The sequence below is a fragment of the Dokdonella sp. genome (genome assembly GCF_044227025.1).
In the GTDB taxonomy this organism is placed as follows: domain Bacteria; phylum Pseudomonadota; class Gammaproteobacteria; order Xanthomonadales; family Rhodanobacteraceae; genus Dokdonella_A.
The window spans coordinates 124,310-149,176 of record NZ_JBGAFX010000005.1; the positions used below are offsets into that span (position 1 = coordinate 124,310).

The window sequence follows — 24,867 nt, forward strand, 5'->3', positions numbered from 1 at the left end:
GCTTGCTCCGATGCGCAGCGAATATACGCGATCGCTGCGCGCCGACGACAACCGAAGGAAACCGCAGATGACCGAACCGCACGAGCCGCAATTGCTGTCCCTGGCCGTAGTCGAGATGACTTCGCGGATCAGCTATGTGCAGCAGTTGCTGGCCTCCGAATCGTACGCGGCAGAATTCCGCCTCGAGCCGTCTCGAAATGCGCCGCCAGGGTCCCACTGGGTCGACGTCTGCGTCGACATGACGGACGCGCTTGCAGCGATGCGCACGATCCGCAACGTGCTGCTCTCGCTGTTGCACCTCGCCGACCGCGGACTGGTCGGGCATTTCCGCATCGTCACCGGCAGCGACTTGTTGCGGCGCCCAGAGCCCGGCGCGGACCACGGCACGCCCGACGGTGGACCATGCGCCGCCTAGGCGCGCGGAAAGCGCGCGGGCCGATGCGCGCCGGCGCCCTGCATTGTGACCTCGCCGCCGCCGCGCAGCGGATCTATCTCGACCTCGTCGACGGCGATCTCACGGCATGGGCCGACGCCGAAGGGGTCATCTGGTTCGTGCAGGCCGATGACGAGCCCGTGGGGGTCGATGGCGGGATCGTCGGCACCTATCGAATGGGGGCGTCGGCATCGGACATCCTCGACGACCTGGTCGAATTGCGCCGGTCGCGCTCAACCGATGCCATCATCTACTGATCGAACCCGTTCGCGAACAGGTAGTCACCGGTGAACACGTAGACCGCGCCCTGGTTCGTGAAGTCGAGGTCGCGCCCGAGCGAACCCGCATACAGCGTGCCGTCGGTGTGGAACGCCAGCGTGAATCCGAATGCGTCGCCGTCGCGCGGGTCGTCCAGCATGATCTTCTGCTGCTGGCTCCAAAGGCCGGCCACCTTCGCGAAGACGTAGACGGCGCCCGGGCCGCCGGACTCGTTGCAGCCGATGGCGAGGGCAGACGAACCCATCGCGGTGGTCCAGCAATACGTGTCGGGGGTGGCGTCCTCGGGCAGCAGGCTCGCCTCGGGCAACCATCCGTTCACGCCGCGATGGTAGACCTGCACCGGCGTCGCCGCGGTGTTGCCGGTTGCCGCGTAGTAGTCGCCGCGCAGGCTGCCGTCGAAGCCGAGGCTCTGACCGGGAATCGAACCGGCCAGCGTGCCCTGCGGCTGCCACACGCCGCTGATGCGCTTGTAGATCGCGATCTCGCCGGTGTCGCCATTCGCGCTCCAGTCGGTCAGCATCGCGGTATCGCCCTCGAATTTCACCGGCCAGCCGACGTGATCGATGGTCTGCACCGGCGTCCAGGCCCCGGCCGATGAACGCTCGTACACGTAGGTGTGGTCGTGCCGATTGCTGATCATCGCGGTCGTACCGTCGAACGCGATGCTCTCGCCGAGTTCGTTTTCGTAGACGGGTGCCACCGGCAGGAACTGTTGCTCGAGCGACCACACGCTGCCTTCGCGATGGAATGCGTATACCGCGCCCGCCGCGTCGACGGCGCCTTGCGTGCGGCCGATCGAGCTGATCAGCGCAACGTTGCCCTTCAGTGCGATGCGCAGGCCGAAGTAGTCGCCGGCCATACCATCCGGCGCCAGGATGCGCGACTCATAGACGTAGCTGCCATTCACGCGCCGGTACACGTACACGGCACCTCGGTCCTGCTGCACGCCGATGTCTTCCTGGTAGGCGCCGACCAGCAAGGTGTCGCCGTCAGTGGCGATCGCGTGTGCGCGTGCATCGGTCAGGCCCTGGCCCAGATCCAGTCCGCGCGTGAGCGTCAGCGTGCTGCCCTGCCAGGCGCCGAACAGCACTACACCCTGGGCGGGATTGCCGTACATCGGTGCCGCCGCGTTGCCGACGATGAGGGTCGGCCCGCTGCGGTCGATGTCGATCCGAAAGCCGAGGTATTCGCTCGCGCCCGCTTGCGGATCGGTATCGGTCGAACGCGCGTCGACGCTGGTGAAGCCGGTGGAGAAGCGCACGACTTCGACGGCGCCGCCACCGGTGGCGGCGGCATTGCTGCCGCACTGGCCGATCGCTGCCCAGTAGTTGTCGAGCGCGAGCGAACAACCCCAGGCGTCGTCGGCGACCGACGGACTGGCCTGCAATACCGTGCGCGGCGTCCACGTGCCGTTCGTGCGCGTGTAGCTGCGCACGCGACCCGGATGCGCGTTGGCGGTGTTCGACGGCGAACTGACCAGCAGCCGATCCGGCGTACCGAGGTCCGCACCGCTGATCGCGACTGCGCTGCCGAAGCGGTTGCCGGTCAAACCGCTGCCGGGTTCCACCAGCCGTGCGACCTCGTTCCAGGTGTCGATCGTGAGTTCGTAGACGTAGGCCGCGCCCGCGTCGGCGAATCCGCCGACGGTTTCGCTGGGTGCGCCGACGACGATGGCGCCGGAGACGATCGCCACCGCCTGGCCGAAGCGCGCACCGGCTTGCGGTGTCGTGGGCTTAAGGTCCACCGATGACCACTGGTTGTTGTTGCTGCGGCGCAGGATGCGGATGCGACCCTGGTTCTGGCCGGTCGTGCCGTCGTAGCGGGAATCTCCGGCGACCGCGATGTAGCCCTGGGTCGCGATGCTGTCGTAGTAGAAGCTCGTCGACGAAATGCCGTATTGCAATTCCCAGCCACTCTCCGTGTGTGCGTAGATCTGCAGGAAGCACCGGCTCGTGGTCGAGTCGTAGCTGGTCAGGACCAGCGTGCCGTCACGCAATGCGAGCTGCGCGCTCGAGTCGCCTTCGATCGCGATGTCGTGCCCGGCTTCGTGCGTCCAGTTGCCGTTGCTGCGTACGTAGGTACGCACGAGTCCCTGCCGGGTCGGAATGCCCATGTCCGCGGCGACCGCCATGTCGCCGTCGATCGAAACGGAAAATCCGAATACGCGAGCGGGTGCACCATCGCCCGAGGGAATCGCGCTCAGCGCCTGGCTCAGCGCGTAGGTGTCTGCCGCATCGGCATGAATGGCGAGGCCGACGAGGGCGAGCGTCGACCAGAGCAGGACGCCGAGAATCCGGGGGAAGGGCATCGCGAACCTCGTGATCGGGCAATGTGTGCCCTGATCCACGCGAAACGCGGTTGGCGGGGGCCACCTGCGGGTGCCCGTGGCGGAGTCGATCGCGCGACGGCAGAGTCCTGACGGACGCCGGCAGGATCAGGCGCGTGTTGCGGCGGCGTACATCGGGCGCACGCCCGCGTGCCGAGATGGCGGCGGAAGGGGACTACCCGGCGAACCCCGTCGATCCATCCGTGGGCGCAGCCGCCGTCGAACGGCGGCCATTTCTCAGCCCTGGGCCAGCCATTCCAGCACGCCGCCATGCTTGAGGCATGCACTTTCGCGACGCTTTGCGTAACTGAATGACAAATCCTTGCACTGGGCGCTCGCCTCGAGACCATTGCCGCTGCTCTCCTTCGCGGCGGTCGGTGTGTTCTTCGAGACGCACTTGCCATCGGCAGTCATGTGCCCCGGCGTGCCGCCGGAAGCGCCTTGTGGACCCGCAACGCGCAGCACGCAGGCTGCGCCTTCGGCCGCGGAGGCCATCGAGGACGCCATCGCGACAGTCAGGACTGCCGCACCCGCCACCAGGCGGAAACCAAACTTGCGATTCATTGCCTCACCCTTGCGATAGGACTAGGACAAGGGAGACGAAGCATATTACGTGCCATGAGTGGGGAAGCGAGCTGAAAGAACCGGTAGCCGGCCTGGTTGCCAGACTGAACGCAAGCGGTCACTTTTTTACACATCCGGCGGCGAACGGAGCGCACGTTTTGCTGCGCCGCAATATGATGTTCCGCGGAAATTTGTCCGCATGCATGTTCGCCGTCGGACCGTGCACTTGGCCCTTTTGTTGCTTGCATCTGTGCAGGCGCCATTCGGCGACGCGGAACGGATACCGATGAAGGGGACTCGCTGCCCGCGGGTGCGGTTACCTTGCCTTGCGAACGGCGATGACTTCGCCAATGCGCGTGCGCTCCTGCGCGCGGAGTGGCAGCAATGGCCCTGAGGCGAAACACGATCCAGTGGGAGGATGCGCTCACACGCGTCGAGCCGATCGCGTTCGTCGAGCTGGTCGGAGACTACTACCTGCGCGAGGGTTATCGCGTCGAGCGCGCAGGGGCGGAGTCGCGCGAGCAGGGCATTGACGGCAAGGTCGACCTGCGCCTGCACCGCGGCAACGAGCATATCGTCGTGCAGTGCAAGCACTGGCGCGCCTGCCAGATGCCGCCCGACGACGTGCACGATCTGCTCGGCATCGCGCTCGACGAAGGCGCGACCGGAGCAATCCTCGTCACCACCGGCGAATTCACGGCGGCGGCGCTGCGAGCGGGACGCAACGAACGGATCGAGCTCATCGATGGCCGGATGATCCGGGCACTGCTCGACCCGATTGCCGTATTGCAGGCCGCTCATGCGAGCGACGCACGTGCCAGCGCGAATCCACCATCGGCGCTTCGCACGACACGCGAAATCCGCCGGCGCGCCGCGCGCCCCTACCTCGTGCCTGCGATGGTTTTCGCCGGTTGCCTGATCGTGGCGATCGGCATTCTGCGCGCGCTGCCGAGCGCGGCGCATCCAACCTCGCGCAAGAGCGACGCCGACGCCGCGCAGGCCCGGTTCGCGCCGCCACGTGCGACGAAGCCTGCGACCGCGCGCATGCCGGAGGTGTTTCAGCCGATCGACCATGAAGCCGCGCGCATCGCGCTGCGCCCGATCGCCGGCGTGCGCAATACGGCATGGCTCGACGCGTCCAATCTCGTCGTCACGGTCGAAAGCTCGGGGCAATACAACCCCGCGATGATCGAGACGATCTGCCATGCGCTCGAGCCGCTCGGCGACACCATCCCGCTGGTGGTGAACCTGCGCGAGTTCGGTGCGCGGTCGATGGACGTGACGATGACGCTCTCGCGCAGCTGCCAGCTGCCGCGCGGGAAGTCCATGCAAACGGATCGCCAGATCGAGGTGGTCGCATCAGGCTCGCGCGAACCTGCATTCAGGCACACATCCGGCCCGCACTGAGCGCAGCGGGGCTAGAACGCTCGCGTCGGGCGCTCATGCTGTGTTGCGGTAGTCGCGCGCGTGAGAACGCGGTGCGGGACAGCGCTGGTCGGGATACGTACCGCTCTTTCCGGATAGCATGGCCGGATGACCGAGCAAGTGCACGATTCGCCCGGATTTCCACGGCGATTGTCAAACGGCAGAGCCTTCGTCTACGTGATTCCGTGCCGTGACGACACGCGCTTCAAGGTTGGTTTCGCACGTGATCCGATACACCGCTGGCGCAGTTTCCACGCGCGTTTCTACGCCTACTTCGATCTGCAGCGAGGGTTGCTGGTGGAGGCGACGCGCGTCGCCGAGGCGCGTGCGATCGAGCAGCGGCTGTTGTCGGAGTTCAGGACCTTCGAGGCCCCGGCGCCGCTCGACATCGCTGCGTTAGCCGGCGGCTCGAGCGAGTGGCTGCGAGGCGTGCTCGACGACGTCGTGGCGCAAGCCATCGCTCTGGCGTCCGCGCGCGGACTGGTGCTGCATCGTCCTGCGAGCGATTGGCTGCGCGCGCACCTGCTCGAACGGCGCGAACTGCTGTTCGACTGGTCGATGCGCCTGCTGGAGCAGATCGAGTACGAACGCGAGCACGGTGGCCCGTCGTGCCCGCCGGTTGCCGCCCGCGCACTGCGGGACACGCTGGATGCGTACGCCTGCACAGGCGTCGAGCTTGCCGACCATCTGCCGGCGGCCGTCGTTCGCTGGCTCCGCCAGGGAGATGCATGAGCCTTCGCCCGTTGCCACGATCCTCGCCCTCTCCCCGCAGGCGAGGGAGGGTTCCCGCGGGGGAGGCGAGGCAGGCGAACCGGCTTGCCGGGGGAGAGCGAAGAGGGACGGCCAGCCGGTTGGTGACGACGATACACGCTGCCTGCGGCGCTGATGCCAACGCGTGCATCGCGATCGATTTGCCGAAACTGCGCGAAGGGAGTGCAAGAATTCCGGTGTGAGGGCGTGGCCCCCGCGACCGCCTACGTGCGTGGACAGGGACACATCCTTGCGGAGGCGTCATGTCCACACCTGCGTTGTTGTCCCGCGCCAACGCGGCGCTGCTCAGTCTGCTGCTCGCGCCCTGTCTCCACGCAGCGGTTCCGCTGTCGGCCGTCGGCAACGTCGGGCTGCCAAACCCGAATGCGATCGCGCCAGCTGGCGACGCCTTCGGCAGTTCGATCGCCGTCGGCGATTTCAACGATGACGGTATCGACGATCTCGCAGTCGCGGATCGCGAGCATCCAAACCTCGTGCGCGTGTTCTTCGGCACGGCATGGGTGGTTGGACAGCCGGTCGGCTTGCCGTTCGCGATGGAGACGATCACGCTGCCGACCGTGCCCGGCACTACGCTCGGCCCACCGGTGGCGCTGGTCGCGGGCGACTTCGGCCACGATGCAAGCGACGATGACGATCTCGCGGTCGGCGTTCCCGGCGACAGTTTCAGCACCGACAACGCCGGCGCCGTGTTCGTGTTCGATCGCGCGATCGGCGGCGGCTGGTCGCTTATCGACACGATCCGCCAGGGCTACGACGGCTATCCCGGCATCTCCGAAGCAGGCGACCACTTCGGTGCAGCGCTCGCGGTCGGCAACTTCGACCAGAACGACCTGCCCGATCTCGCCATCGGCATTCCCGGCGAAACCACCAGCGGCCAGGCGAGCTCCGGTACTGTCTACATCGTGTACCAGGGCGTCGGTGGCCTCTATCCGGCATCGGTGGAGGCGTTCTATCGCGGCTACAACGGCCTCACCGGTGCGCCGAACGCGAACGAGCAGATCGGGTTCGCGCTCGCCGCGGGGGACTTCAATGGCGACAGCGTCGACGATCTCGCGGTCGGCATTCCCGGCACGACCTGTGCCGGCTACGTCAACGCCGGTTCGGTCATGGTGCTGCTCGGTCGCGACGATCTCGATGGCCTCGATGCGGCCGGCGTCAGCTACTGGAACCAGACGCACGCCGGCGTGCTCGACGATTGCGAAGCGAACGACCGCTTCGGCAGCGTGCTGGTTGCCGGCAACCTTGACGCCACGTTGATCGGCGATCCGGTCACCGCCGATCTCGCGATCGGCGTTCCCGGCGAAACCATCGATGGTGTCGCGCTCGCTGGCGCGGTCAACGTGCTGTTCGGCAGCAGCAGCGGCATCACCGCTACCGGCGACCTGTTCCTGCATGAAGGAATCCTGCCCGGCGGCTCGCTCGGCGCCGGTGCATTCGGCGCGCGCCTTGCTGCCGGTCGCGTCAACGAAGGCGTGCTCACCCACGACAGCCTGCTGGTCGCGGCGCCGCTGGCGAGTGTTGGCACGATCGCGACGGCCGGCAGCGTGTGGGTGATCCCGTCCAGCGCGGGGGCATTGGCGCCCGATCGCGCGGAACGCCTTGTCGTCACGCCCCAGTACGCCGCATGGCCGGCGGCGAACGCGGACGGGTTCGGTGCGCAGCTCGCGGTCGGCGACTTCAACGGCGACAGCGACAACGACATCGCGATCGGCGTGCCGGGAAGCGACGCGACCGGCAGCGGCGCCGGCCTCGTGCAGGTGATCTACCAGAGCGGATTCATCTTCGTCGACGGCTACGATGGATGAGGCGAGGCTGTACCATCGCCGGTTCCATCCTCCACGAGAAGACCATGAGCCTGTCGATGTACGAAGCATCCGTGCCGGTATTCACCCAGTTGTTGACTGCACTGGACGGCAATCTCGCCAAAGCCGCCGTGCACGTGGCCGAGAAGAAGATCGAACCGGATGCGCTGCTGCGCGCGCGGCTGTTCCCGGACATGTTCGACTTCGTGCGCCAGGTGCAGATCGCCTGCGACTTCGCCAAGAGCGTGCCCGCGCGCCTTGCCGGTGTGGATGTGCCGTCGTACGACGACAACGAGGCGACGTTCGCCGACCTGCGTGCGCGCATCGCGAAGACGCTCGCCTTCATCGGCACGCTCGACGCAGCGAAGTTCGACGGCAGCGAGGCGCGCGAGATCGTGCTGCGTCCGGGCACGCCGAAAGAGAAGCGGCTCGGTGGCAAGGCCTACCTGCTCGCCTACGGCCTGCCGCAGTTCTTCTTCCACGTCACGACGGCGTACGCGCTGCTGCGCCACAACGGCATCGAAATCGGCAAGAAGGATTTCATGGGCGCGTACTAGCCCGGTGCGCCGGTGCGTGCCGGGCGGTGAGGCCGGCCCGCCAGGTACCGCCCGGATGCCGCTGCATCCGCATCGCCCGATTCCCCGTAATGATCCTGGAACCCGGACGGGCCGCATGGCGCGGCTCGCCCGACGGGAGTGCATTACAGGGGCCAGGTCCGTGATACGGCCTGGGCACGCAATCGAACGCGTCTCGGAAGCAAGGCCTGGAGATTGACTCCAGAGGCTCTCCGCGCTCGATCGCATCGCGTTATGGAGGGCAACATGAGTTCGAAACACCTGCTGGTCCTGCTTGCATCGGCTGCTCTGGCTTCGTGCGCGAATTCGCCGACGGCCCCGGATTCGCGAACTTCGGCCAACGCCATGCCCGGCATGTCATCGGCATCGACAGCAGCACCGGTGGAAGCTCCGCCGCCCCTGCCATCGTCGCCGCCGCCCCCGCCACCTGCTGTTCCGCCACCGCCACCGCAACCTCAAGCGCCCGTGCGGAAGGCTGCGGCCGAAAAGCCGGCACACCTCACATCGGCGCAGAAGGACTTGGCAACGAAAGGCGCGGCACCGCAACCCGCATCCGCATCGAACGCCTCATTTGCACTGAGCGGCCACGTCGACATCACGGCCGGCGCCGGAGCGGGCGACATCGGCCAGGCCGTCGTCTACTTCGTTCCTGATGCCGGTGCGCCGAAACCCAGGCCCGGCGACTATCGCATCTACACCCACCTGCGCGCGTTCGATCCACCTTCGCTGGTCATCCCGCTGGGCAGCCGCATCATCTTCCCCAACCAGGACGACATCCTGCACAACGTGTTCTCGGCGACACCGGGATCCGAGTTCGACCTCGGCACCTACGCAGAGGACGAGCGCGCGTCGTACACCTTCAAGAAAGCCGGTGTCGTCACGATCAATTGCAACGTGCACCAGGACATGCAGGCGAACGTGCTGGTGGTGGCGACACCGTATTTCGCCAACGCCGATGCCAACGGAGACTTCCGCCTGGCCAACCTGCCTGCCGGACCCGGCAAGCTGACGCTGTGGCACCCGCGCGCGCAGGCGCAGACACAAGCCATCAACGTGCCTTCGCTGGATCTGCTGACGCTGCAACTGGCACTGACACGGCCTGCGGTCAGCGCGCACCTCAACAAGGAACGCAAGCAGTATCGAGCAAGCCTGCAGCCGAAGGACTGAACCATGCAACGTACGTTCTTCGCCGTGGCTGGCGCGTTGCTGCTCGCGGTCGTCGCGATCGTCGTCGTGACCGGCTATTGCCAGGTCCGCGGCGTGGAGCGCAGCGTCGACGACAGCGCGCTGGATGCTGCGCAGGCGGTCCAGGGCGAACTGCTTCGCTTGCGCAGCGAAGGCCTGCAACAGGTTTCGAAGGCGATCGCGGACAACGCCGGCTTCGTCGCCTATGTCAATCGAGCGCTGGGTGGTTCCGAGGGCGCGGCGGTTGCCGATCTGCATTCCATCCAGGACCAGCTCGACCAACGTCGCGACCTGCTCGGCCTGGACATCATCGCGATCCTGTTGCCGTCCGGACGTCTCGTCGCGAGCGCGGGCAAGGGCATGCCGGAGACCTACGAATTCGGCAGGGACAACCGCTTCATCGAGGCGATGCGAACGGCTGCAGTCACGTCGGGAATGTGGTCGCTGAATGGACAGGTCTGGCAGGTGGCCTTCACGCCCATGATCCAGGGGGGCAATGAAGTGGCCGTGCTGCTGACCGGTCGCCGTCATGACGCACGCGTCGCGAGAGAAATCGCCGGCACCAGCCGCGCCGACTATGCGCTGCTGCTGGCCGCCGACGCGGGACCGATGCCCGCTGCGACGAGTCTCGATCCGGAGGCGGCCGATAACCTGGCGAAGGCGCTGCGCGCGCATCCGGAATGGATGACGGAAGCCACGCATGCCGCAGTCGGCGCTCCACCCGCGCTGGACGGCGCATTCGCGCCGCGCGTGCGCTTCCACGTCCTCGCCGACGCCGGAGTTTCATGGCTGACCATCGCGCCGGCCGCACACGTCGGTGCGCTCGCGTGCGCCGTGACGCTGCCGTTGATGTTCGCCCTGTCGGGCGTATTGCTCGCATTGGGTGCGGCGCTGTGGTGGATCTGGAGCTACTGGGTTGGTCCCTTGCTGGCGCTGGCTCGGGTCGCAGACCACTCGGCGGTCGGTGACTACTCGGTGGCGTTCGCGCCGCGCGGCGCCGAAGCCGTGCAGCACATCGGCAATGCATTGAATCGCGCACAGGCCCAACTCGGACGCCACCGCCCGGCCCCGGGCGCGCCGCGACGCCGCACCACGGACCTGAAGTGACGGATGCCGTGGCTCGATCACGCAACACCATGCAGGGGGAGATCGTCTCTATGAACCATTTCGCGTTGAAGGGCACGCTGCTGTTCTGCGGGGTTGCCGCTGCCATCCACGGCAGTGCATTCGCCGCCGAAGAAGCGCCGGCAACGGAGCAACAGGCGGTCGCGACAGCACCCGTCTCCGGCGAATACCACGTGATGGGCAGCGACAAGCTGCTGCTGACCGGCGGCGTGTCGCAGATCGAAGGCGCCGCCGGAGGTGGCCTCACGCCATGGGCGGTGATCGGCGGTTACGGCACGCGCGACCAGATCGGCGCGAATGCGTTCTACACGCGCCTGAACGTGCAGGACTACCATCTCGACGATGTCGGCGTATTGATCGGATTGTACGACCGGGTCGAATTGTCGTTCGCGCGCCAGCGTTTCGATACCGAGCAGGTCGGTGCGGAGCTCGGCCTCGGCAGGGGCTTCACGTTCGGGCAGAAGGTGTTCGGCCTGAAGGTGAAAGTCCTCGGCGACGCCGTCCTCGAGCAGGACAGCTGGGTGCCGCAGGTGGCGGTCGGGTTGCAATACAAGACCAACGACCAGGGCGCGGTCCTGCACGCGATCGGCGCGCGACACGACTCCGGCACCGATTTCTACGTCAGTGCGACCAAGCTCTACCTTTCACAGAGCCTGTTGCTCAACGGAACGTTGCGCCTGACCAAGGCGAACCAGGCCGGCATCCTCGGCTTCGGCGGCGATCGTCGCGACAGTTATCGGCCGCAACTGGAAGCGTCGGCAGCGTATCTGCTGAGCCGAACGCTGGCGGTCGGTGCCGAGTACCGGATGAAGCCGGACAACCTCGGCATCGCCCACGAGGACGACTGGTACGACGTGTTCGTCGCCTGGGCGCCGATGAAGAACGTGTCGGTGACGCTCGCCTATGCGGACCTCGGCAACGTCGTCATCCACGACAATCAGCGCGGACTCTACCTGTCGCTGCAGCTCGGCTTCTGAATCCACGCGGAGACACCCATGAATTGCCGTACCTTTTCGATTCCTGCCGCCTTGCTCTGCGCGCTGATCGCCACGGCGCCCTGCGCCTTCGTCCTCGCCGACGAAAATCCTGCGCCGGCCGATCCATCGCTGGTCTCCGTGTACAAGGAGTTCGGCGGAAAGGAAGGCCTGGTTGCCCTCATGAACGACCTCATGATCAACCTGGTCGACGATCCGCGCACGCGCCCGTTCTTCGCCGATGCGGACCAGAAGCACATCAAGGCCGAACTGGTCGACCAGTTCTGCGTGATCCTCGGCGGGCCTTGCCAGTACACCGGCAAGTCGATGAAGGAATCACATCGCAAGCTCGCGATCGACGAGGCGGCATTCAACGCCCTGGTCGAGGACCTGCAGCGTGCGATGGACAAGCACAAGATCCCGTTCCGCGCGCAGAACAAATTGCTCGCGAAGCTCGCGCCGATGCACCGCGAGGTCATCACGCGGCCGTAGTCCGGCCTGTCAGGACCAGCGGGTGAGGATCTGCGGTGGCACACCGACGCGCGCGCAGGCACGAGGCGCGACGCCGTCCGGCAGGGCCGCGCGGAACATCGGCGACAGCGCGTGCAGCACGCTCGCGGCGAATTTCGCCCGGGCGCGCTGCAGTGGCGTGCGGGAGAGCAGCGTCGTCGCCCAGTCCGGCAACAACGCGGCCCCGGCATCGAGGAACAGGTTGCGCGACAGTCCCGCCGCCGGCACCGGCAGGCGGATGCGTGCGAGCACGGCGAGCACTTCGCGCGAGCGCTGGTCGAACACGAGGTCGTTGCGCACGCGCGCGAAGTAGGCGAGGACCTCGTGTTCCGACGCCGGCACGTCGCGTGCGCCGAGTCGTTCGGCGATGCGTTTCACTTCGCCGTAGTAGCGATCGGCGGCATCGGCGGGCATCGCGATGCGCGCATAGCGGCGGTAGCCCTGCAGGAAGCCGAACGCTTCGGTGACGTGCACCCAGGTCAGCAGCTGCGGATCGTCGGCGGCGTAGGCACGTCCGTCCGCGGCGCTGCCGCGTACCTGCGCATGGATGCGCGCGACGCGCGCGAGCAGTTGTTCGGCATCACCTCGCGAGGCGTACGTCGTACCGGCGACAAACGCGGTGGTGCGACGCAGGCGACCGACGAGGTCGTCGCGGAAGTTCGAATGGTCCCACACGCCGGCGAGCGCGAGCGGATGCAGCACCTGCAGCATCAGTGCGCACAGTCCGCCGGACAGCATGCCGGGAAAATCGGCATGCACGCGCCAGGTCGCGCTGTCCGGTCCGAACAGGCCCGCATCGCCTGGCGGCTGGGTGTAGTCGATGCCGTCGTGTCCACGCGGAAATGCGCCGAGGACCCAGCGGCGGATGTGTGCAGCGGCAGGAGCGGCAAGGCGTGGCAAGGCATTCATCGCGGCGATGGTAGCGGGGTATCGGTGTTTCCGTGTCCGTCGCGCCGCCCGCGCTTCGTTGCGGGAGCGTATCGGATCCCAGAAGACCCCTGAACAACCGGGCTTTTGCTCGTTGGTGACGGCGACGACGCGGCATCGGAAATCGGCGCGATCGCGAGCGATCCCTGCCAGGATTGAAACGCCCGGATTTCAGTCGACCAGGATGGACGGAATCGCGCGTCGGTCATGTGCCTCGCGCACGGCGCAGCAATAATCGCCGCCCATGACGAAGCGTCGGCACGCGGCGGGGCGCTGCTCGTAGATGGTGCAGCGCATGTGTTTGCGATCGACCGCGACGCACCAACCGTCCTCGCCGCGCTTGAGCATATCCACGCCCTGCACGCCGCGTTCGATCAATTCGGCAGGAACATGGTCGTCCGGCATCAGCACGACGGTGAGGCGACAGCAGACCGCCGCGCAGTTCGAGCAGGAAACGCTGCGGTCGATGTGCGCTGCGGGCGGTCGTCGATGGCTCATGACCGGCGCTGCGCATCGCGCGACGCGTCGTCGCGCCGATAGTGGATCACGCGTCCGCGAAACGGTTCGATGTCGGTGTCCTCGAAGCGCTGGCGCCGTTCATCGACCGCGTAGCCCTGTGCCTTCATCGCGCGCGTGAACGATGCGCTGTTGCCGCGGCCCGGATCGGAAAGGACGATTTCGGCATCCGCTTGCGCGTGCCGCTGCATCATTCCCGCCAGCTGCGCGGCGTGGCCTCGTTCGTAGAGCACGTCACTGGCGATGATCACGTCGAAACGGCCGAGGGTCGCGTCGGGTTCGTTCCAGGGCAGGTCGCGGTAGCGGATCGATGTCAGGTCGTTCAACGCGGCATTGTGCTCGAGGAACGACTCGGCGAGAGGATGATGGTCGCTTGCCGTGATGTCGGCTTCGCGCCGCTGCAACACCAGGCTCGACAGGCCGAGGCCGCAACCGAGTTCCAGAATGCGCTTGCCGTCGATCGCGAACGCGCTCATCGTTTCGGCCAGTGCATGGCCTGAAGGCCAGGGTTGTCCGAACAGCGCCCATTGCGCGCTTGAAATACCCGCGCGTTCCGCGTCGCCTTGCGGATCGGCAAACTGCTGTCGATCGCTCAGCGAACGGACCTGGTAGTCGTGTCCGCCGATGCTGAGAGTCAGATTGCGAGTTGCGTAGCCCTGCATGGGCGCTCCCGGCTTGCGTCACTTCGCGGCGCGGAGTGATGACGCGTGGATGGGAGCGAAGCGGGGACCGCATACGGTCGGCGGGACGCGCAGCACGACGTGCCGCGCGGCCATCTTACATCCGCCCGCGCACGATCGTGCGGCGCCGATCGAGGCGCGTTAAGCTGGCAGCCACGCAGGACTGGAGGGCGTCATGTCGGATCGGAACCTGAATGCCGGCGATTTCGATCCCGAGGTACTGCGGTTGTTCGATCAATACGTGCACGGGTTGATCGATCGTCGCGGCTTCCTCGCCAGCGCCGCACGTTTCGCTGCCGGCGCCGCCGGCGCCGCGGGCCTGCTTGCCGCGCTGAGTCCGAGGTTCGCGCAGGCGCAGCAGGTGAAGCCGAATGACCCGCGCGTGTCGGCGAAGCACATGTCGTTCGCTTCGCCGTCCGGTTACGGCAAGGCGAGCGGCTATCTCGCGCGGCCGGCGCAGGCGAGCGGACCGTTGCCGGTGGTGCTGGTCGCACACGAGAACCGTGGCCTCAACCCGCACATCGAGGACATCGCTCGACGCCTTGCGTTGGAGAACTTCATCGCGTTCGCGCCGGATGCGCTGTTTCCCCTCGGTGGCTATCCGGGCGACGAGGATGCGGCGCGCGCGCGCTTCAAGCAACTCGACCAGGACAGGATACGCGCGGATTTTCTAGCTGCCGCTGACTGGCTGGGCCGCGTCGACGGCGGCAACGGACGCATGGGTGCCGTCGGCTTCTGCTACGGCGGCGCCATCGTGAATTTCCTCGCGACGAAGTTGCCGCAGCTCGCCGCGGCGGTCCCGTTCTACGGTCCCGCACCGCCAAGTGCGGACGTTGCCGGCATCAAGGCCGAGCTGCTGGTCGTGCTCGCCGCGAACGACGAGCGCGTAAACGACACCTGGCCCGCCTACGAGGCGGCACTCAAGATGGCAGCAGTGCACTACGCGCTGTACCAGCCGGCCGGAACCGAGCACGGCTTCAACAACGACACCACACCTCGCTACGACAAGCCAGCGGCGACCGAAGCCTGGCGGCGCATGCTCGCCTTGTTCGAGCGCACCCTGCGCAGCCATCCGGCGTGACGCCGGATCGACCGCGCAGAGACCCCGATCGCGCAACCGATGTCACGCCGCATGCTGCACACTGTGCGGCATGAACGCACCGACCATCCCGGAAGGACCTCCCATGTCTGCCAGTCTTGCGCAACCGCCGCGTCCGATCGATTGGTCCCAGGTGTTCCTTGGCGGCCTGCTGATCGCCGCCGGCGACATCGCTTTCGCGACTACGGTGTGGTTCACGTGGGACGCAGCGGGAATCACCCGCGTGTTCCAGTCGATCGCGGTCGGCGTGCTCGGCAAGGCGAGCTTTGAGGGCGGCGTGCCGACCGCTGTGCTCGGCGCGGCGCTGCATCTGTTCATGGCGACCATGTTCGTGGTCGCCTGCACGCTTGTCGCGCGGCGCGCGCCGGCGCTGCTGCGCAAACCGTTCGTGTACGGGCCGCCGTACGGCGTCCTGCTCTACCTCATCATGAACTTCGTGGTGATGCCGCTGTCGCGCGTGGGCGCTTCGCCATCGTTCAAGCATCTCGACACGATTGCGCTGAGCGTGGTCGCGCACATGCTGTTCGGCACGATCTGCATGCTGTTCGCGCAGCGCGCGTTGCGCCGCGCCTGATAGAATGGCGGCGGATCGGCAAGGCTTTGGAGCAGGGCGATGGCCACCGGCTGGGCCGGCGATGGCGCGGTGCAGGACCAGATCGACGCGACCGTCGAGGACGCGGTCAAGCGTGCGCGCAGCCGCATGCGCAAGGGTCCGAGCCTGAGTCAGTGCGAGGAATGCGATGCGCCGATCCCCAAGGCGCGACGCGACGCCGTGCCCGGGGTGCGCCTGTGCGTCATCTGCCAGGACGCGCACGATCGCGAGCAGTCCGCCGCCGCCGGCTACAACCGCCGCGGCAGCAAGGACAGCCAGTTGCGCTGAGCGGGATCGCGGCGCGTCGGTGCGACTGTTTGCATCGTCGGGACATCTGAACGGGCAGTCCACATAGGGAATGCCCGCCCATGCACCATCCACCACGCCTGCGCCTGCTCGCGCCCATCTGCCTGTCCCTGCTCGCCGTGGCCCCTGCATTTGGCGGCGAGGCGCCCTCCATCGATGTCGAAGAAGCCCGCGCCGCGATCGCGCAGGCGGAGCGGTTGTGCCGTCTCGATGATGGCCACCTGTGGGGCGTAAGCCTGTGCGGTCCGTTGCTGCTCGCCGATCCGGCGACGCATCGCGTGGTCGCCAGCGCTGCGGATGCCCACGGTGAGCTGCGCGCCGAGCATGGCGTGTACGTCGGGCGATTGCCCGACGCGGTGCAGGTCGCGAATACCGCGCTCGACTGGAACGGCGTGCAGTGGGTCGCCCTCAGCTGGCCACTGCCGCGCGAGCCGGAGGCACGCGCCCGACTGCTGATGCACGAGTCCTGGCATCGCATCCAGGGCGCGCTCGGATTGCCGCAGGCGAGTCCGACACCTGCGCATCTGGACAGCCTCGACGGTCGCATCCGCATGCGACTCGAATGGCGCGCACTGGCGGCTGCGCTGTCTCCTCGCGGCAAGGCGCTTCGGCAGCAGGCAATTGCCGATGCGCTGACCATTCGCGCGTGGCGAAGGCAGTTGGGCGGCACGGCTGCAGCCGATGAGCGCGCGCTCGAACTCAATGAAGGGCTCGCCGAATACACCGGCTATCGGCTGGCCGGCGCCGACGCGTACGCGCGCGTGCGCGCCGACCTGCGCGCGGCAGAGCAGGGAGCGTCGTTCGTCCGCTCGTTCGCGTATCACTCCGGACCCGCGCTCGGGTTGCTGCTGGATGAGGCCGATGCGCATTGGCGCAGCAGGCTCGCTGCCTCCACCGACCTCGGAACATTGCTCGGCGAGGCGGAGTCGATCGTCATGCCAGCGGATCTGGAGGCCGCTGCGCAGAAGGTGTTGGCGCGCTATTCGGGTGGCGATCTGCGGGCGCAGGAACAGGCGCGTGACCGCGCGCAACGCGCGCTGCGTGCGCAATGGCAAGCCAAGCTGGTCGATGGACCGGTGCTGCTGCTGCCGTTTTCCGACATGCACATCGGTTTCGATCCACGCAACCTCGTCGCGTTGCCGCCGCATGGCACCGTCTACCCGACGCTCCGCATCAGCGACCGCTGGGGCACGCTCAGCGTCGTGGATGGCGCGCTCATCGATGACAACTGGTCAGGTGTGCAGGTGCCGGCGCCGGCGCATGGTGGTGCATCGGCCCACCCGCAGGGCGACGGCTGGCAACTGGACCTCGCGCATGGATGGACGCTGGTTCCGTCCGCGAAAAGCGGCGACTACACGTTGCGCATGGAAAAGGACCCTTGACGCAACGGAGGTCGATTTCACTCGTTCGCGTTCGTCGCCATCGTTGTCGATGCGAAGATCGCATCGCCGCCACCAACGAGGAGCCGAGCATGACCCGTATTTCCGTACCGTCCGCGCTGTGCATGGCGCTGCTTTCCGGCGCCGCCAGTGCAGCGCCGGTGAGCTACACGATCGATCCGTCCCACACCTATCCGAGCTTCGAGGCGGATCACATGGGCATCTCGTACTGGCGCGGCAAGCTCAATGCGAGCGAGGGCAAGGTCGTGCTCGACAAGGTTGCCGGCAAGGGGAGCGTCGAGGTGACGATCAATCTCGCCAGCATCGACTTCGGTCAGGACAAGCTCAACGAATGGGCGCGCGGCAAGGATTTGTTCGACACGACGAAGTACCCGAAGGCGACCTACAAGGGGCGTCTGGAGCAGTTCGCGAACGGCGTGCCGGCAAAACTCGTCGGCGAGTTGGACCTGCACGGCGTGACGCAGCCTCTGACGCTGACGATCGACCGCTTCAAGTGCATCCCGCACCCGCTGTACAAGCGCGAGCTGTGCGGTGCCGATGCGGTCGGCACGTTCGACCGCGCGAAGTTCGGACTCGATGCGGGCAAGGACTACGGCTTCGACATGTCGGTCGCGCTGCGCATCCAGGTCGAGGCCTTGCGCGACGAGTGACGCGGGAGGCGAATGGTTGGTGGATCCGTCGCTGCCGCATCAACCAACCCCGGTTCCGTTCGCACCGAGCGCAGGCCGCAGGCCGGAGTCGAAGTGTTCGTCGAGAGGGCGTTTCGCCTTCGCTCGCCGATGCGGGCTGCGCTCGACGCGAACGGTTGGTGGATCAGGTCCGCATTGCCGCCTTGTCCGCCCTTGCACGCTCAGTCCGGCCCTTCATGCTTGTGCGCGATATCCGCGCCCATCATGTAATTCTCGATCAGCGCCTGATGGTCGGCGAAGATCGTGCCGAACGCAGCGGCGAACGCCTGCGATTCGAGCGCGTCTTCCGCATGCCCTGATACGTGTCCGACTGCGCGCGTCACCGCATCGGCGATGAGCGTGTGGTGGTGGGTGCCGGTGATCGGATGCGACGTGACCATGCTGCCTCCCGCGGGTCGAGTGGATCGGACATCCCTCCTGCACGGCGGCTTCCTCGTGGGGCGAAGCCGCCGCGTGTTTCACGCCGCCATGGTGCCGAACCGGCCATCGTTGAAATCCGCGATGGCCTGGCGGATCTGCGCATCGCTGTTCATTACGAATGGGCCGTAGCCGACGATCGGCTCATCAATCGGTTCGCCGGCCAGCACGAGCAGGGTCGCGTCGGTGTTCGCCTCGATCGCGATGTCGCTGCCGTCGCGGTCGAACTGCACCAGCTGCGCTTCGCGCGCAACGGTTTCGCCGTTGACCAGCAGCGTGCCATGCAACACGACGAGGGCGGCCGTATGTCCTTCGGGCAACGCGAATCGCGTGCTGCCACCCTGGTTCAGGCGCAGGTCCCACACGTCGATCGGGGTAAACGTGCGGGCAGGACCACTCCGGCCGGCGTACTCGCCGGCGATGACGCGCAACCGCCCTGCGCCATCCTCGAGTGGCACCGAAGGGATCTGCGCATCGCGCAGGGTCTGGTAGGCCGCGTCGGCCATCTTGTCCTTCGCCGGCAGATTCACCCACAACTGCACCATCTCGAGCGTGCCGCCGTTGCGCGTGAACGCCTCGGAATGGAATTCCTCGTGCAGGATTCCGGAGGCCGCGGTCATCCATTGCACGTCGCCCGGACCGATGTGACCACCGGCGCCGGTCGAGTCGCGATGATCGACTTCGCCCTGGTAGACGATCGTGACCGTCTCGAATCCGCGATGCGGGTGGACGCCGACGCCGCGCTTGTGGCTGGCTGGTTCGAAGCGGGCCGGTGCGGCGTAGTCGAGCAGCAGGAACGGGCTGAGATGCTTGCCGAGGCTGTCGTAGGAAAACAGCGAGCGCACCGGGAAACCGTCACCGACCCAGTGCGGGCGTGGTGCGCTGTGGACGCCGAGAATCTTCTTCATGAGTGCTTTCCCTCGTGACCGGGCGGATCGCCCCGTCGGACTGGCAATCAAGATATCTTCGGGACGATGGCGCCGCTAGACCGCGCAATCTATCCTCAGTGTCCTGTTGGCAGGACAATGGCCGGCAAATGCAGGACCTGAACGACCTCTACTACTTCGCCCAGGTGGTCGATCGCGGCGGCTTCGCGCCGGCTGGGCGAGCGCTCGGCATTCCCAAGTCCAAGCTCAGCCGGCGCATCGCCGCGCTCGAGGATCGACTCGGCGTCCGCCTGATCCAGCGCTCTACGCGCTATTTCTCGGTTACCGAGATCGGCCAGACATTCCACGCGCACTGCAAGGCGATGCTGGTCGAGGCGGAAGCGGCCGAGGAAGCGATCGAACTCACCCGCTCGGAGCCGCGCGGCGTCGTGCGCATGACCTGCCCGGTTGCCTTGCTCGACATGCAGGTCGGTCGCATGGTCGCGGACTTCATGATTGCCTACCCGCGCGTCGAGGTGCATCTGGAGTCGACCAACCGGCGCGTCGATGTCGTCGGCGAAGGCATCGACCTTGCGGTGCGCGTGCGACCGCCGCCGCTGCAGGACACCGATCTCGTCATGCGCGTGCTCGGCGAGCGCAGCCAGTGCCTGGTCGCCAGCGCGGACCTGCTTGCGCGCCACGGCAAACCGGTCGTGCCGGCTGACCTGCTGCATCTGCCAAGCATGGATCTGGGCGTTCCGCAGAGCGAGCACGTGTGGAACCTGCAGGGGCCCGACGGTGCGCAGGCGGCGATCCATCATCGCCCGCGCCTGGTCACGCGCAGCATGAGCGCGTTGCGAACGGCGGCGGAAGCCGGCGTCGGTGTCGTGCAGCTGCCATCCATGCTGCTGCGCGAGGAGTTCGCGCGCGGCGCGCTCGTGCGCGTGATCGAGGAATGGACGCCGCGGGCGGAAATCGTGCATGTCGTGTTCGCCTCGCGCCGCGGGCTGTTGCCGTCGGTGCGGGCGCTGCTCGATTTCCTGGCCGAGCGCTTCGCGGCATCGACCGGGGACTGACATGTGCGAACAAGCACCTGCCGGCAGGCGCGTGATGCTGACCGAGATCCTCGCCCAGGTCTCGGCCGACGCGTTGCAGGGGGAAACGCTGGAAGAAGTCCTGCAGCGCATCGTCGATTGCGTCGCGCGCCGTTTGCCGGTGGCGATCGCGAGCATCATCCTGCTGAACGAGGAAGGCACCCACTTCGTGCAGGAAGTCTGGTCCGGCAAGCTCGACCTGCAACTGCCGTTCGGCATGCCGTGGCCGATCGAAGTCGGAGCCGCCGGGCGCTGCGTGCGCACCGGCGAGGTGCAGTTGATCGCCGATGTCGCGCACGACCCGGACTACGTGCCGGGCAATGAAACCGTGCAGTCCGAGTACATCGTGCCGATCCGCCATCGCACGCGCCTGCATGGCGTACTGAACCTGGAGAGCACGCACGCCGATTTCTTCACGCCGGAAGTGCGCGCGATGTTTGACGCGGTCGCGTTGCAGATCGCCGGCACGATCCACCTCGCGCGCGTCGTGCGTGAACTGGAAGTCGCCAATCGCAAGCTCGAACAGTTGTCGATGAGCGACGGCCTCACCGGCATCGCCAACCGGCGCTGCTTCGACCTGCGCATGGTCGAGGAATGGCAGCGGCATGTTCGCGACGGCCGTTCGCTCGCGCTGCTGCTGGTGGACGTCGATTGTTTCAAGGCGCTCAACGATGCGCGCGGCCACCTGCACGGCGACGAATGCCTGCGCGAACTCGCGCGCCTGTGCACGCGTGTTGCGGAGGGCCATTGCGAACTGGTTGCGCGGTACGGCGGCGAAGAGATCGCCCTGCTGCTGGTCGATGGCGATCTGCGTGCGGCGCGTCGCCTCGGCGAGCGCCTGCGTCGGCGCGTCGAGGCGCTGGCGATGGCGCATCCGGCTTCGAGTGTTGGCCCGCACGTCACGGTCAGTGTCGGCGCGAGTGCGCTGCGCCCGCAGGCGGCGCAAACCCCGGAGTCGTTGATCGACACCGCGGATCGCGCCCTGTATGCGGCAAAGGCGCGTGGACGCAATCGCGTCGTTGCACGCGTGGTGCCGTCGCCGTCGGGATCTGCCGGTCCGCCAGCGGCCGAGGCGGCCCACCCCGGAAGCGACTGACGCCCCTGGCCGCGTCGCGCGAAAGCGCAGGGGCGCGACCGCGCCTGCGGCGCCGAAATCTAGGCTGACAGCACGCCATGCGGTCTTGCAACTTCGCGGAACTTCGTTCCGCGGCGCTTGGCACCAACAGCTTCGCGAGCGGCCCTGAATCCCCGGAATGGCTTGAGGGTGCTCGTGGCACAACGCATTAGGCGCTCGCGCCAGCCTGGCGCAGCAGGCGTTCGACGCGGTGCGGCCGCGCGGTCGCCGCGATGTCGTGCGGTGTCGTGTTCTTGGTGCTGACGCCCGGCGCGAACTCGATGCCGATGCTCGCATAGCAATGTTGCACGAAGGCCGAGCAGTACAACGACCCTTCGCGCGCGAGCAGGTTCTCGCGCGTGCGCAGGTCCGGGCGCGCGAGCGCCAACAGCGTGCCGACGATCTCGCGCAGGGAATAGCGCGTTGCATCCGCCAGCAGGTCGAGAGCCGTCGCCAGCACGCGCGCCGATTGGCTCGCATCGAGGCCGAAGTCGAGTACCGCGAGGTTCGGCCAAGCCGCCTCGTCGAAATACTTGGCGAGGCGATTTTCCTGTGCGCCGAGGCGGACCTGCTTGTGGCGCACGTCGAGATCCGACTCGAGCACCCACCAATGGCCGTCACTGCGTTGCTCGCCGATCAGGAACGCGTGCGACCATGCGCTGCCGGCGGCATCCGCGGTGAGCGCGCGTTGCGCCTTGCGGATCGAGCGGTCGATCGGATGACTGCCGCCCGCGAGCCCGATGCGCGCGGGCGCGGCGTGCGCAAGCAGGAAGTCGCGATTGGCGGGCAGGGTAGTCGTCGGCATGGTGTGGTCGCTGCGGGTCTGTCCCGATTGTAGGCAAGTCCATGGTCAAGGGTCGCTGCCCGCGGGCGGGAACGCTATCCTTGCGCTTCGTGCAGCCGCCCCTGTGACCCCGACGATGACCGATACCCTGCCTGATCGCCTCTGCGTCAACCCGAAGAGTCCCCACTACGACGAAGCGCTGCTCACGCGCGGCGTCGGCATCCGCTTCAACGGCAAGCAGCGCACCGACGTCGAGGAATACTGCGTCAGTGAAGGCTGGATCCGCGTGCCGGCCGGGCGTGCGCGTGATCGCCGCGGCGATCCGATCACGATCAAGCTGAAAGGCGAAGTGGTGCCGTTCCTGTTCGATGGGCAGGAGGCGGCGCCGTGAAGTTCCTGATGCTCGTGTACACCGACGATGCCCTGCTCGAAGCACTGCCCGACGGCGAGTTCGATCGCCTTATGCACGGGTGCATCAGCCACGCCGACGAGCTCAAGGACGAGGGCAAGCTGATCGAGTCGCAGCAACTCGAAGCCGCCTCTACCGCGAAGTCGCTGCGCATCCGCAACGGTCGGGCAAGCGTCGTCGACGGTCCGTTCGCCGAGACCAAGGAAATGCTCGGCGGCTTCAACCTGATCGAAGCGGCCGACATGGACGAGGCACTACGCATCGCGGCCGAGTTTCCATGGGCGAAGTACGGTTGTCTCGAACTGCGCCCGGTGCGCGATTTCGCCAAGGTGCGAGCGCGCGTCGGCGCCTGAGGCGGAGCCCTCGGCCGACAGCCCTCAAACCTCTCGCACCATGCCCGCCTGCGATAGCGTCACCTCGCACCGGTAGCGTCGGCGCAACTCGTCGGCGAGTGTCGCGCGCGCAGGTTCTTCCCCGTGCACGAGCACGACGGGTGGATGCGCGGGACCTGCGCCATACCAGTCGAGCAATCCCTGCTGGTCCGCATGGGCGGAGAGCCCGCCGACCGTGTGGATCTGCGCGCGGACAGGAATCTCCTGGCCCAACATGCGCACGCGCGGCACACGATTCACGAGCAGTCGGCCGAGCGTTCCCTGCGCCTGGTAGCCGACGAAGACCACATGGCAGCGTTGGTTGGCGAGGTTGTTGGCGAGGTGGTGGCGCACGCGACCGCCGTTCGCCATGCCCGAGCCGGCGATGATGATCGCGCCGCCGTGCAGGCGGTTGATCGCCTTGCTTTCCTCCACGCTTTCGCTGATGTGCAGGTTCGGCAGCTCGAATGGCTTGACGCGTCCGCGCCAGACGCGCGCCGCTTCGGCGTCGAACAATTCCGTGTGGCGGTCGTAGACACCCATCACCTTGGCTGCCATCGGGCTGTCGAGGAAGATCCGCCACGACGCAAGCTGCCAGGTATCGAAGTGCGCGGCGCACCAGTACAGCAATTCCTGGCTGCGTCCAACCGCGAACGCGGGGATGATCACGTTGCCGCCGTCGGCCTTCGCCTGCTCGAAGATCGAGCCGAGCTCGGCCACCGTTGCCTGGCGCTCCTTGTGGTTGCGGTCGCCGTAGGTCGATTCCATCAGGATCAGGTCGGCTCGCGGTGGCGGTGACGGATCGCGCAGGATCGGCGTGCCGCGCATGCCGATATCGCCGGAGAACAGGAGCGTGCGTGGCGACGCGCCGTCTTCGCGCAGTTCGACCATGCACGAGCCGAGGATGTGCCCGGCATCATGCAGGCGCACGCTGACGCCGGGCAGGAGCGTGTGCGCCTCGTTGTACGACAGCGGGCGCAAGCGCTTGCGCGTCGCCTCGACATCCTCGCGCGTGTAGAGCGGTTCGACGTCCGGCTCGTGGTCGGCGCGATCGCGGTTGCTGCGCTCGGCGGCCTGCTCCGCGAGCGAGGCGGCGTCGAGCAGCATGATCGGCAGCAGATCGCAGGTTGCCGCGTGCGCGAAGATCGGCCCGCGGAAGCCGCGCTTGACCAGCAACGGCACGCGCCCGACATGATCGATGTGCGCGTGGCTGAGCACGAGCACGTCGATCATCGCCGGGTCGAATCCGAACGGTTCGAGATTGCGCGCCTCGGCTTCGCGGCCGCCCTGGATCATCCCGCAGTCGAGCAGGATGCGCTTGCCGGCGACTTCGACCAGGTGGCAGGAGCCCGTGACTTCGCCGCCGGCCGCGCCGTGGAACTCGATCCGCATCGCAAGACTCCATGGGATGAAGCGTGCGACGTTACCATGACCCGACCGTGCCGCAGGGCAGCGTTCGATGTCCGATTCCGATCCGAAGCCCGAGAAGCCGATGGCGCCCGACCCCGCCGATTGCTGTGGCGGCGGCTGCGTGCGCTGCGTCTTCGACTTGTACGACGTCGCGCTCGAACGCTACGAAACCGACCTCGCTGCCTGGTTCGTGCGGCACCCCGCCGCGCAGGCCTGAATGCGCC

At 67.0% G+C, this 24,867-nt stretch carries 29 protein-coding genes; 20 read left to right on the plus strand and 9 right to left on the minus strand.

All coding sequences use genetic code 11. From position 1 onward, the window contains the following. Window positions 1-67 precede the first annotated feature (67 nt). Together ACILRJ_RS13090 and ACILRJ_RS13095 are read left to right on the plus strand one after the other, a co-directional pair. Entirely contained in the window at window positions 68-415 is a 348-nt protein-coding gene (locus ACILRJ_RS13090; protein WP_395683642.1) for a hypothetical protein, read from the plus strand. Between the two features lie 23 nt (window positions 416-438). Further along, window positions 439-690, plus strand: a complete 252-nt coding sequence (locus ACILRJ_RS13095; RefSeq protein ID WP_395683643.1) for a hypothetical protein — start codon at window positions 439-441, stop codon at window positions 688-690. On the opposite strand, the gene ACILRJ_RS13100 is transcribed toward ACILRJ_RS13095, so the two are convergent. Beyond that, window positions 684-3,020 (minus strand): FG-GAP repeat protein, encoded by a 2,337-nt coding sequence (locus tag ACILRJ_RS13100; RefSeq protein ID WP_395683644.1) that lies wholly within the window; start codon window positions 3,018-3,020, stop codon window positions 684-686. The genes ACILRJ_RS13095 and ACILRJ_RS13100 overlap by 7 nt on opposite strands. Window positions 3,021-3,275: 255 nt before the next feature. Then, window positions 3,276-3,602 carry a DUF3761 domain-containing protein gene (locus tag ACILRJ_RS13105; protein ID WP_395683645.1) on the minus strand — a complete coding sequence of 109 codons (327 nt, stop codon included), beginning with the start codon at window positions 3,600-3,602 and terminating at the stop codon, window positions 3,276-3,278. Window positions 3,603-3,986: 384 nt separating this feature from the next. Here ACILRJ_RS13105 and ACILRJ_RS13110 point away from each other — a divergent pair, with 384 nt between their 5' ends. The 8 genes from ACILRJ_RS13110 to ACILRJ_RS13145 all read left to right on the plus strand — a co-directional run bounded on the left by ACILRJ_RS13110 (window position 3,987) and on the right by ACILRJ_RS13145 (window position 11,951). Then, window positions 3,987-5,009 (plus strand): restriction endonuclease, encoded by a 1,023-nt coding sequence (locus tag ACILRJ_RS13110; RefSeq protein ID WP_395683646.1) that lies wholly within the window; start codon window positions 3,987-3,989, stop codon window positions 5,007-5,009. A gap of 168 nt (window positions 5,010-5,177) precedes the next feature. Continuing rightward, the gene (locus ACILRJ_RS13115; protein ID WP_395683647.1) at window positions 5,178-5,759 is read left to right on the plus strand and encodes a GIY-YIG nuclease family protein; all 582 of its coding nucleotides are present in this window, start codon (window positions 5,178-5,180) and stop codon (window positions 5,757-5,759) included. 281 nt (window positions 5,760-6,040) lie between these two features. Beyond that, the gene (locus tag ACILRJ_RS13120; protein ID WP_395683648.1) at window positions 6,041-7,603 is read left to right on the plus strand and encodes an FG-GAP repeat protein; all 1,563 of its coding nucleotides are present in this window, start codon (window positions 6,041-6,043) and stop codon (window positions 7,601-7,603) included. Between the two features lie 44 nt (window positions 7,604-7,647). Beyond that, a complete protein-coding gene (locus ACILRJ_RS13125) occupies window positions 7,648-8,157 on the plus strand; it encodes a DUF1993 family protein (protein WP_395683649.1) in 510 nt (169 codons plus the stop codon). A gap of 537 nt (window positions 8,158-8,694) precedes the next feature. Further along, window positions 8,695-9,342: a hypothetical protein gene (locus ACILRJ_RS13130; RefSeq protein WP_395683650.1), complete on the plus strand. Its 648-nt coding sequence runs from the start codon at window positions 8,695-8,697 to the stop codon at window positions 9,340-9,342. Window positions 9,343-9,345: 3 nt separating this feature from the next. Then, window positions 9,346-10,467, plus strand: coding sequence for a hypothetical protein (locus ACILRJ_RS13135; protein ID WP_395683651.1), 1,122 nt, complete (start codon window positions 9,346-9,348; stop codon window positions 10,465-10,467). 8 nt (window positions 10,468-10,475) lie between these two features. Next, the gene (locus ACILRJ_RS13140; protein ID WP_395683652.1) at window positions 10,476-11,462 is read left to right on the plus strand and encodes a DUF3034 family protein; all 987 of its coding nucleotides are present in this window, start codon (window positions 10,476-10,478) and stop codon (window positions 11,460-11,462) included. Window positions 11,463-11,480: 18 nt separating this feature from the next. Beyond that, entirely contained in the window at window positions 11,481-11,951 is a 471-nt protein-coding gene (locus tag ACILRJ_RS13145) for a group 1 truncated hemoglobin (protein WP_395683653.1), read from the plus strand. A 9-nt stretch (window positions 11,952-11,960) separates the two neighbouring features. Here ACILRJ_RS13145 and ACILRJ_RS13150 read toward each other — a convergent pair whose 3' ends face one another. The 3 genes from ACILRJ_RS13150 to ACILRJ_RS13160 all read right to left on the minus strand — a co-directional run bounded on the left by ACILRJ_RS13150 (window position 11,961) and on the right by ACILRJ_RS13160 (window position 14,074). Then, window positions 11,961-12,878, minus strand: coding sequence for an oxygenase MpaB family protein (locus ACILRJ_RS13150; RefSeq protein WP_395683654.1), 918 nt, complete (start codon window positions 12,876-12,878; stop codon window positions 11,961-11,963). Window positions 12,879-13,067: 189 nt separating this feature from the next. Then, window positions 13,068-13,394 (minus strand): YkgJ family cysteine cluster protein, encoded by a 327-nt coding sequence (locus ACILRJ_RS13155; RefSeq protein ID WP_395683655.1) that lies wholly within the window; start codon window positions 13,392-13,394, stop codon window positions 13,068-13,070. Then, a complete protein-coding gene (locus ACILRJ_RS13160; protein ID WP_395683656.1) occupies window positions 13,391-14,074 on the minus strand; it encodes a class I SAM-dependent methyltransferase in 684 nt (227 codons plus the stop codon). Before ACILRJ_RS13160 ends, ACILRJ_RS13155 begins: the two co-directional genes overlap by 4 nt. Before the next feature lie 193 nt (window positions 14,075-14,267). On the opposite strand from ACILRJ_RS13160, the gene ACILRJ_RS13165 reads away from it, so the two are divergent. The 5 genes from ACILRJ_RS13165 to ACILRJ_RS13185 all read left to right on the plus strand — a co-directional run bounded on the left by ACILRJ_RS13165 (window position 14,268) and on the right by ACILRJ_RS13185 (window position 18,139). After that, window positions 14,268-15,173, plus strand: coding sequence for a dienelactone hydrolase family protein (locus tag ACILRJ_RS13165; protein ID WP_395683657.1), 906 nt, complete (start codon window positions 14,268-14,270; stop codon window positions 15,171-15,173). 103 nt (window positions 15,174-15,276) lie between these two features. Beyond that, window positions 15,277-15,765, plus strand: a complete 489-nt coding sequence (locus tag ACILRJ_RS13170) for a hypothetical protein (protein ID WP_395683658.1) — start codon at window positions 15,277-15,279, stop codon at window positions 15,763-15,765. Window positions 15,766-15,804: 39 nt separating this feature from the next. Further along, window positions 15,805-16,071: a DksA/TraR family C4-type zinc finger protein gene (locus tag ACILRJ_RS13175; RefSeq protein WP_395683659.1), complete on the plus strand. Its 267-nt coding sequence runs from the start codon at window positions 15,805-15,807 to the stop codon at window positions 16,069-16,071. Window positions 16,072-16,151: 80 nt separating this feature from the next. Then, on the plus strand, window positions 16,152-17,471 hold the full coding sequence (locus ACILRJ_RS13180; RefSeq protein WP_395683660.1) for a hypothetical protein: 1,320 nt from the start codon (window positions 16,152-16,154) through the stop codon (window positions 17,469-17,471). A gap of 89 nt (window positions 17,472-17,560) precedes the next feature. Then, a complete protein-coding gene (locus tag ACILRJ_RS13185; protein WP_395683661.1) occupies window positions 17,561-18,139 on the plus strand; it encodes a YceI family protein in 579 nt (192 codons plus the stop codon). Between the two features lie 200 nt (window positions 18,140-18,339). Here the strand turns inward: ACILRJ_RS13185 and ACILRJ_RS13190 are convergent, their stop codons facing one another. After that, entirely contained in the window at window positions 18,340-18,558 is a 219-nt protein-coding gene (locus tag ACILRJ_RS13190; protein WP_395683662.1) for a hypothetical protein, read from the minus strand. Between the two features lie 78 nt (window positions 18,559-18,636). Next, complete coding sequence (locus tag ACILRJ_RS13195) at window positions 18,637-19,503, minus strand: pirin family protein (RefSeq protein ID WP_395683663.1); 867 nt, start codon at window positions 19,501-19,503, stop codon at window positions 18,637-18,639. Between the two features lie 128 nt (window positions 19,504-19,631). On the opposite strand from ACILRJ_RS13195, the gene ACILRJ_RS13200 reads away from it, so the two are divergent. Both ACILRJ_RS13200 and ACILRJ_RS13205 read left to right on the plus strand, forming a co-directional pair. Further along, a complete protein-coding gene (locus ACILRJ_RS13200; protein ID WP_395683664.1) occupies window positions 19,632-20,537 on the plus strand; it encodes a LysR family transcriptional regulator in 906 nt (301 codons plus the stop codon). Between the two features lies 1 nt (window position 20,538). Next, window positions 20,539-21,651 carry a diguanylate cyclase domain-containing protein gene (locus ACILRJ_RS13205; RefSeq protein ID WP_395683665.1) on the plus strand — a complete coding sequence of 371 codons (1,113 nt, stop codon included), beginning with the start codon at window positions 20,539-20,541 and terminating at the stop codon, window positions 21,649-21,651. A gap of 187 nt (window positions 21,652-21,838) precedes the next feature. Here ACILRJ_RS13205 and ACILRJ_RS13210 read toward each other — a convergent pair whose 3' ends face one another. Further along, window positions 21,839-22,474: a hypothetical protein gene (locus ACILRJ_RS13210; RefSeq protein ID WP_395683666.1), complete on the minus strand. Its 636-nt coding sequence runs from the start codon at window positions 22,472-22,474 to the stop codon at window positions 21,839-21,841. A 115-nt stretch (window positions 22,475-22,589) separates the two neighbouring features. Between ACILRJ_RS13210 and ACILRJ_RS13215 the strand changes: the two genes are divergently transcribed. Both ACILRJ_RS13215 and ACILRJ_RS13220 read left to right on the plus strand, forming a co-directional pair. Further along, window positions 22,590-22,844, plus strand: coding sequence for a DUF3297 family protein (locus ACILRJ_RS13215; protein ID WP_395683667.1), 255 nt, complete (start codon window positions 22,590-22,592; stop codon window positions 22,842-22,844). After that, a complete protein-coding gene (locus tag ACILRJ_RS13220; RefSeq protein ID WP_395683668.1) occupies window positions 22,841-23,215 on the plus strand; it encodes a YciI family protein in 375 nt (124 codons plus the stop codon). The genes ACILRJ_RS13215 and ACILRJ_RS13220 overlap by 4 nt, the downstream gene beginning before the upstream one ends. Window positions 23,216-23,239: 24 nt before the next feature. Here ACILRJ_RS13220 and ACILRJ_RS13225 read toward each other — a convergent pair whose 3' ends face one another. Beyond that, on the minus strand, window positions 23,240-24,625 hold the full coding sequence (locus tag ACILRJ_RS13225) for an MBL fold metallo-hydrolase RNA specificity domain-containing protein (RefSeq protein ID WP_395683669.1): 1,386 nt from the start codon (window positions 24,623-24,625) through the stop codon (window positions 23,240-23,242). Window positions 24,626-24,692: 67 nt separating this feature from the next. On the opposite strand from ACILRJ_RS13225, the gene ACILRJ_RS13230 reads away from it, so the two are divergent. Then, complete coding sequence (locus ACILRJ_RS13230) at window positions 24,693-24,860, plus strand: oxidoreductase-like domain-containing protein (protein WP_395683670.1); 168 nt, start codon at window positions 24,693-24,695, stop codon at window positions 24,858-24,860. Window positions 24,861-24,867: the final 7 nt, after the last annotated feature.

What these genes read in the sequence shown, in the direction of transcription:
- ACILRJ_RS13090 (WP_395683642.1), top strand. Translation starts at nt 68, where the DNA reads ATGACCGAACCGCACGAGCCGCAATTGCTGTCCCTGGCCGTAGTCGAG.
- ACILRJ_RS13095 (WP_395683643.1), top strand. Translation starts at nt 439, where the DNA reads ATGCGCGCCGGCGCCCTGCATTGTGACCTCGCCGCCGCCGCGCAGCGG.
- ACILRJ_RS13100 (WP_395683644.1), bottom strand. Translation starts at nt 3,020, where the DNA reads ATGCCCTTCCCCCGGATTCTCGGCGTCCTGCTCTGGTCGACGCTCGCC.
- ACILRJ_RS13105 (WP_395683645.1), bottom strand. Translation starts at nt 3,602, where the DNA reads ATGAATCGCAAGTTTGGTTTCCGCCTGGTGGCGGGTGCGGCAGTCCTG.
- ACILRJ_RS13110 (WP_395683646.1), top strand. Translation starts at nt 3,987, where the DNA reads ATGGCCCTGAGGCGAAACACGATCCAGTGGGAGGATGCGCTCACACGC.
- ACILRJ_RS13120 (WP_395683648.1), top strand. Translation starts at nt 6,041, where the DNA reads ATGTCCACACCTGCGTTGTTGTCCCGCGCCAACGCGGCGCTGCTCAGT.
- ACILRJ_RS13125 (WP_395683649.1), top strand. Translation starts at nt 7,648, where the DNA reads ATGAGCCTGTCGATGTACGAAGCATCCGTGCCGGTATTCACCCAGTTG.
- ACILRJ_RS13135 (WP_395683651.1), top strand. Translation starts at nt 9,346, where the DNA reads ATGCAACGTACGTTCTTCGCCGTGGCTGGCGCGTTGCTGCTCGCGGTC.
- ACILRJ_RS13145 (WP_395683653.1), top strand. Translation starts at nt 11,481, where the DNA reads ATGAATTGCCGTACCTTTTCGATTCCTGCCGCCTTGCTCTGCGCGCTG.
- ACILRJ_RS13150 (WP_395683654.1), bottom strand. Translation starts at nt 12,878, where the DNA reads ATGAATGCCTTGCCACGCCTTGCCGCTCCTGCCGCTGCACACATCCGC.
- ACILRJ_RS13155 (WP_395683655.1), bottom strand. Translation starts at nt 13,394, where the DNA reads ATGAGCCATCGACGACCGCCCGCAGCGCACATCGACCGCAGCGTTTCC.
- ACILRJ_RS13160 (WP_395683656.1), bottom strand. Translation starts at nt 14,074, where the DNA reads ATGCAGGGCTACGCAACTCGCAATCTGACTCTCAGCATCGGCGGACAC.
- ACILRJ_RS13165 (WP_395683657.1), top strand. Translation starts at nt 14,268, where the DNA reads ATGTCGGATCGGAACCTGAATGCCGGCGATTTCGATCCCGAGGTACTG.
- ACILRJ_RS13170 (WP_395683658.1), top strand. Translation starts at nt 15,277, where the DNA reads ATGTCTGCCAGTCTTGCGCAACCGCCGCGTCCGATCGATTGGTCCCAG.
- ACILRJ_RS13175 (WP_395683659.1), top strand. Translation starts at nt 15,805, where the DNA reads ATGGCCACCGGCTGGGCCGGCGATGGCGCGGTGCAGGACCAGATCGAC.
- ACILRJ_RS13180 (WP_395683660.1), top strand. Translation starts at nt 16,152, where the DNA reads ATGCACCATCCACCACGCCTGCGCCTGCTCGCGCCCATCTGCCTGTCC.
- ACILRJ_RS13185 (WP_395683661.1), top strand. Translation starts at nt 17,561, where the DNA reads ATGACCCGTATTTCCGTACCGTCCGCGCTGTGCATGGCGCTGCTTTCC.
- ACILRJ_RS13190 (WP_395683662.1), bottom strand. Translation starts at nt 18,558, where the DNA reads ATGGTCACGTCGCATCCGATCACCGGCACCCACCACCACACGCTCATC.
- ACILRJ_RS13195 (WP_395683663.1), bottom strand. Translation starts at nt 19,503, where the DNA reads ATGAAGAAGATTCTCGGCGTCCACAGCGCACCACGCCCGCACTGGGTC.
- ACILRJ_RS13200 (WP_395683664.1), top strand. Translation starts at nt 19,632, where the DNA reads ATGCAGGACCTGAACGACCTCTACTACTTCGCCCAGGTGGTCGATCGC.
- ACILRJ_RS13205 (WP_395683665.1), top strand. Translation starts at nt 20,539, where the DNA reads ATGTGCGAACAAGCACCTGCCGGCAGGCGCGTGATGCTGACCGAGATC.
- ACILRJ_RS13210 (WP_395683666.1), bottom strand. Translation starts at nt 22,474, where the DNA reads ATGCCGACGACTACCCTGCCCGCCAATCGCGACTTCCTGCTTGCGCAC.
- ACILRJ_RS13215 (WP_395683667.1), top strand. Translation starts at nt 22,590, where the DNA reads ATGACCGATACCCTGCCTGATCGCCTCTGCGTCAACCCGAAGAGTCCC.
- ACILRJ_RS13225 (WP_395683669.1), bottom strand. Translation starts at nt 24,625, where the DNA reads ATGCGGATCGAGTTCCACGGCGCGGCCGGCGGCGAAGTCACGGGCTCC.
- ACILRJ_RS13230 (WP_395683670.1), top strand. Translation starts at nt 24,693, where the DNA reads ATGTCCGATTCCGATCCGAAGCCCGAGAAGCCGATGGCGCCCGACCCC.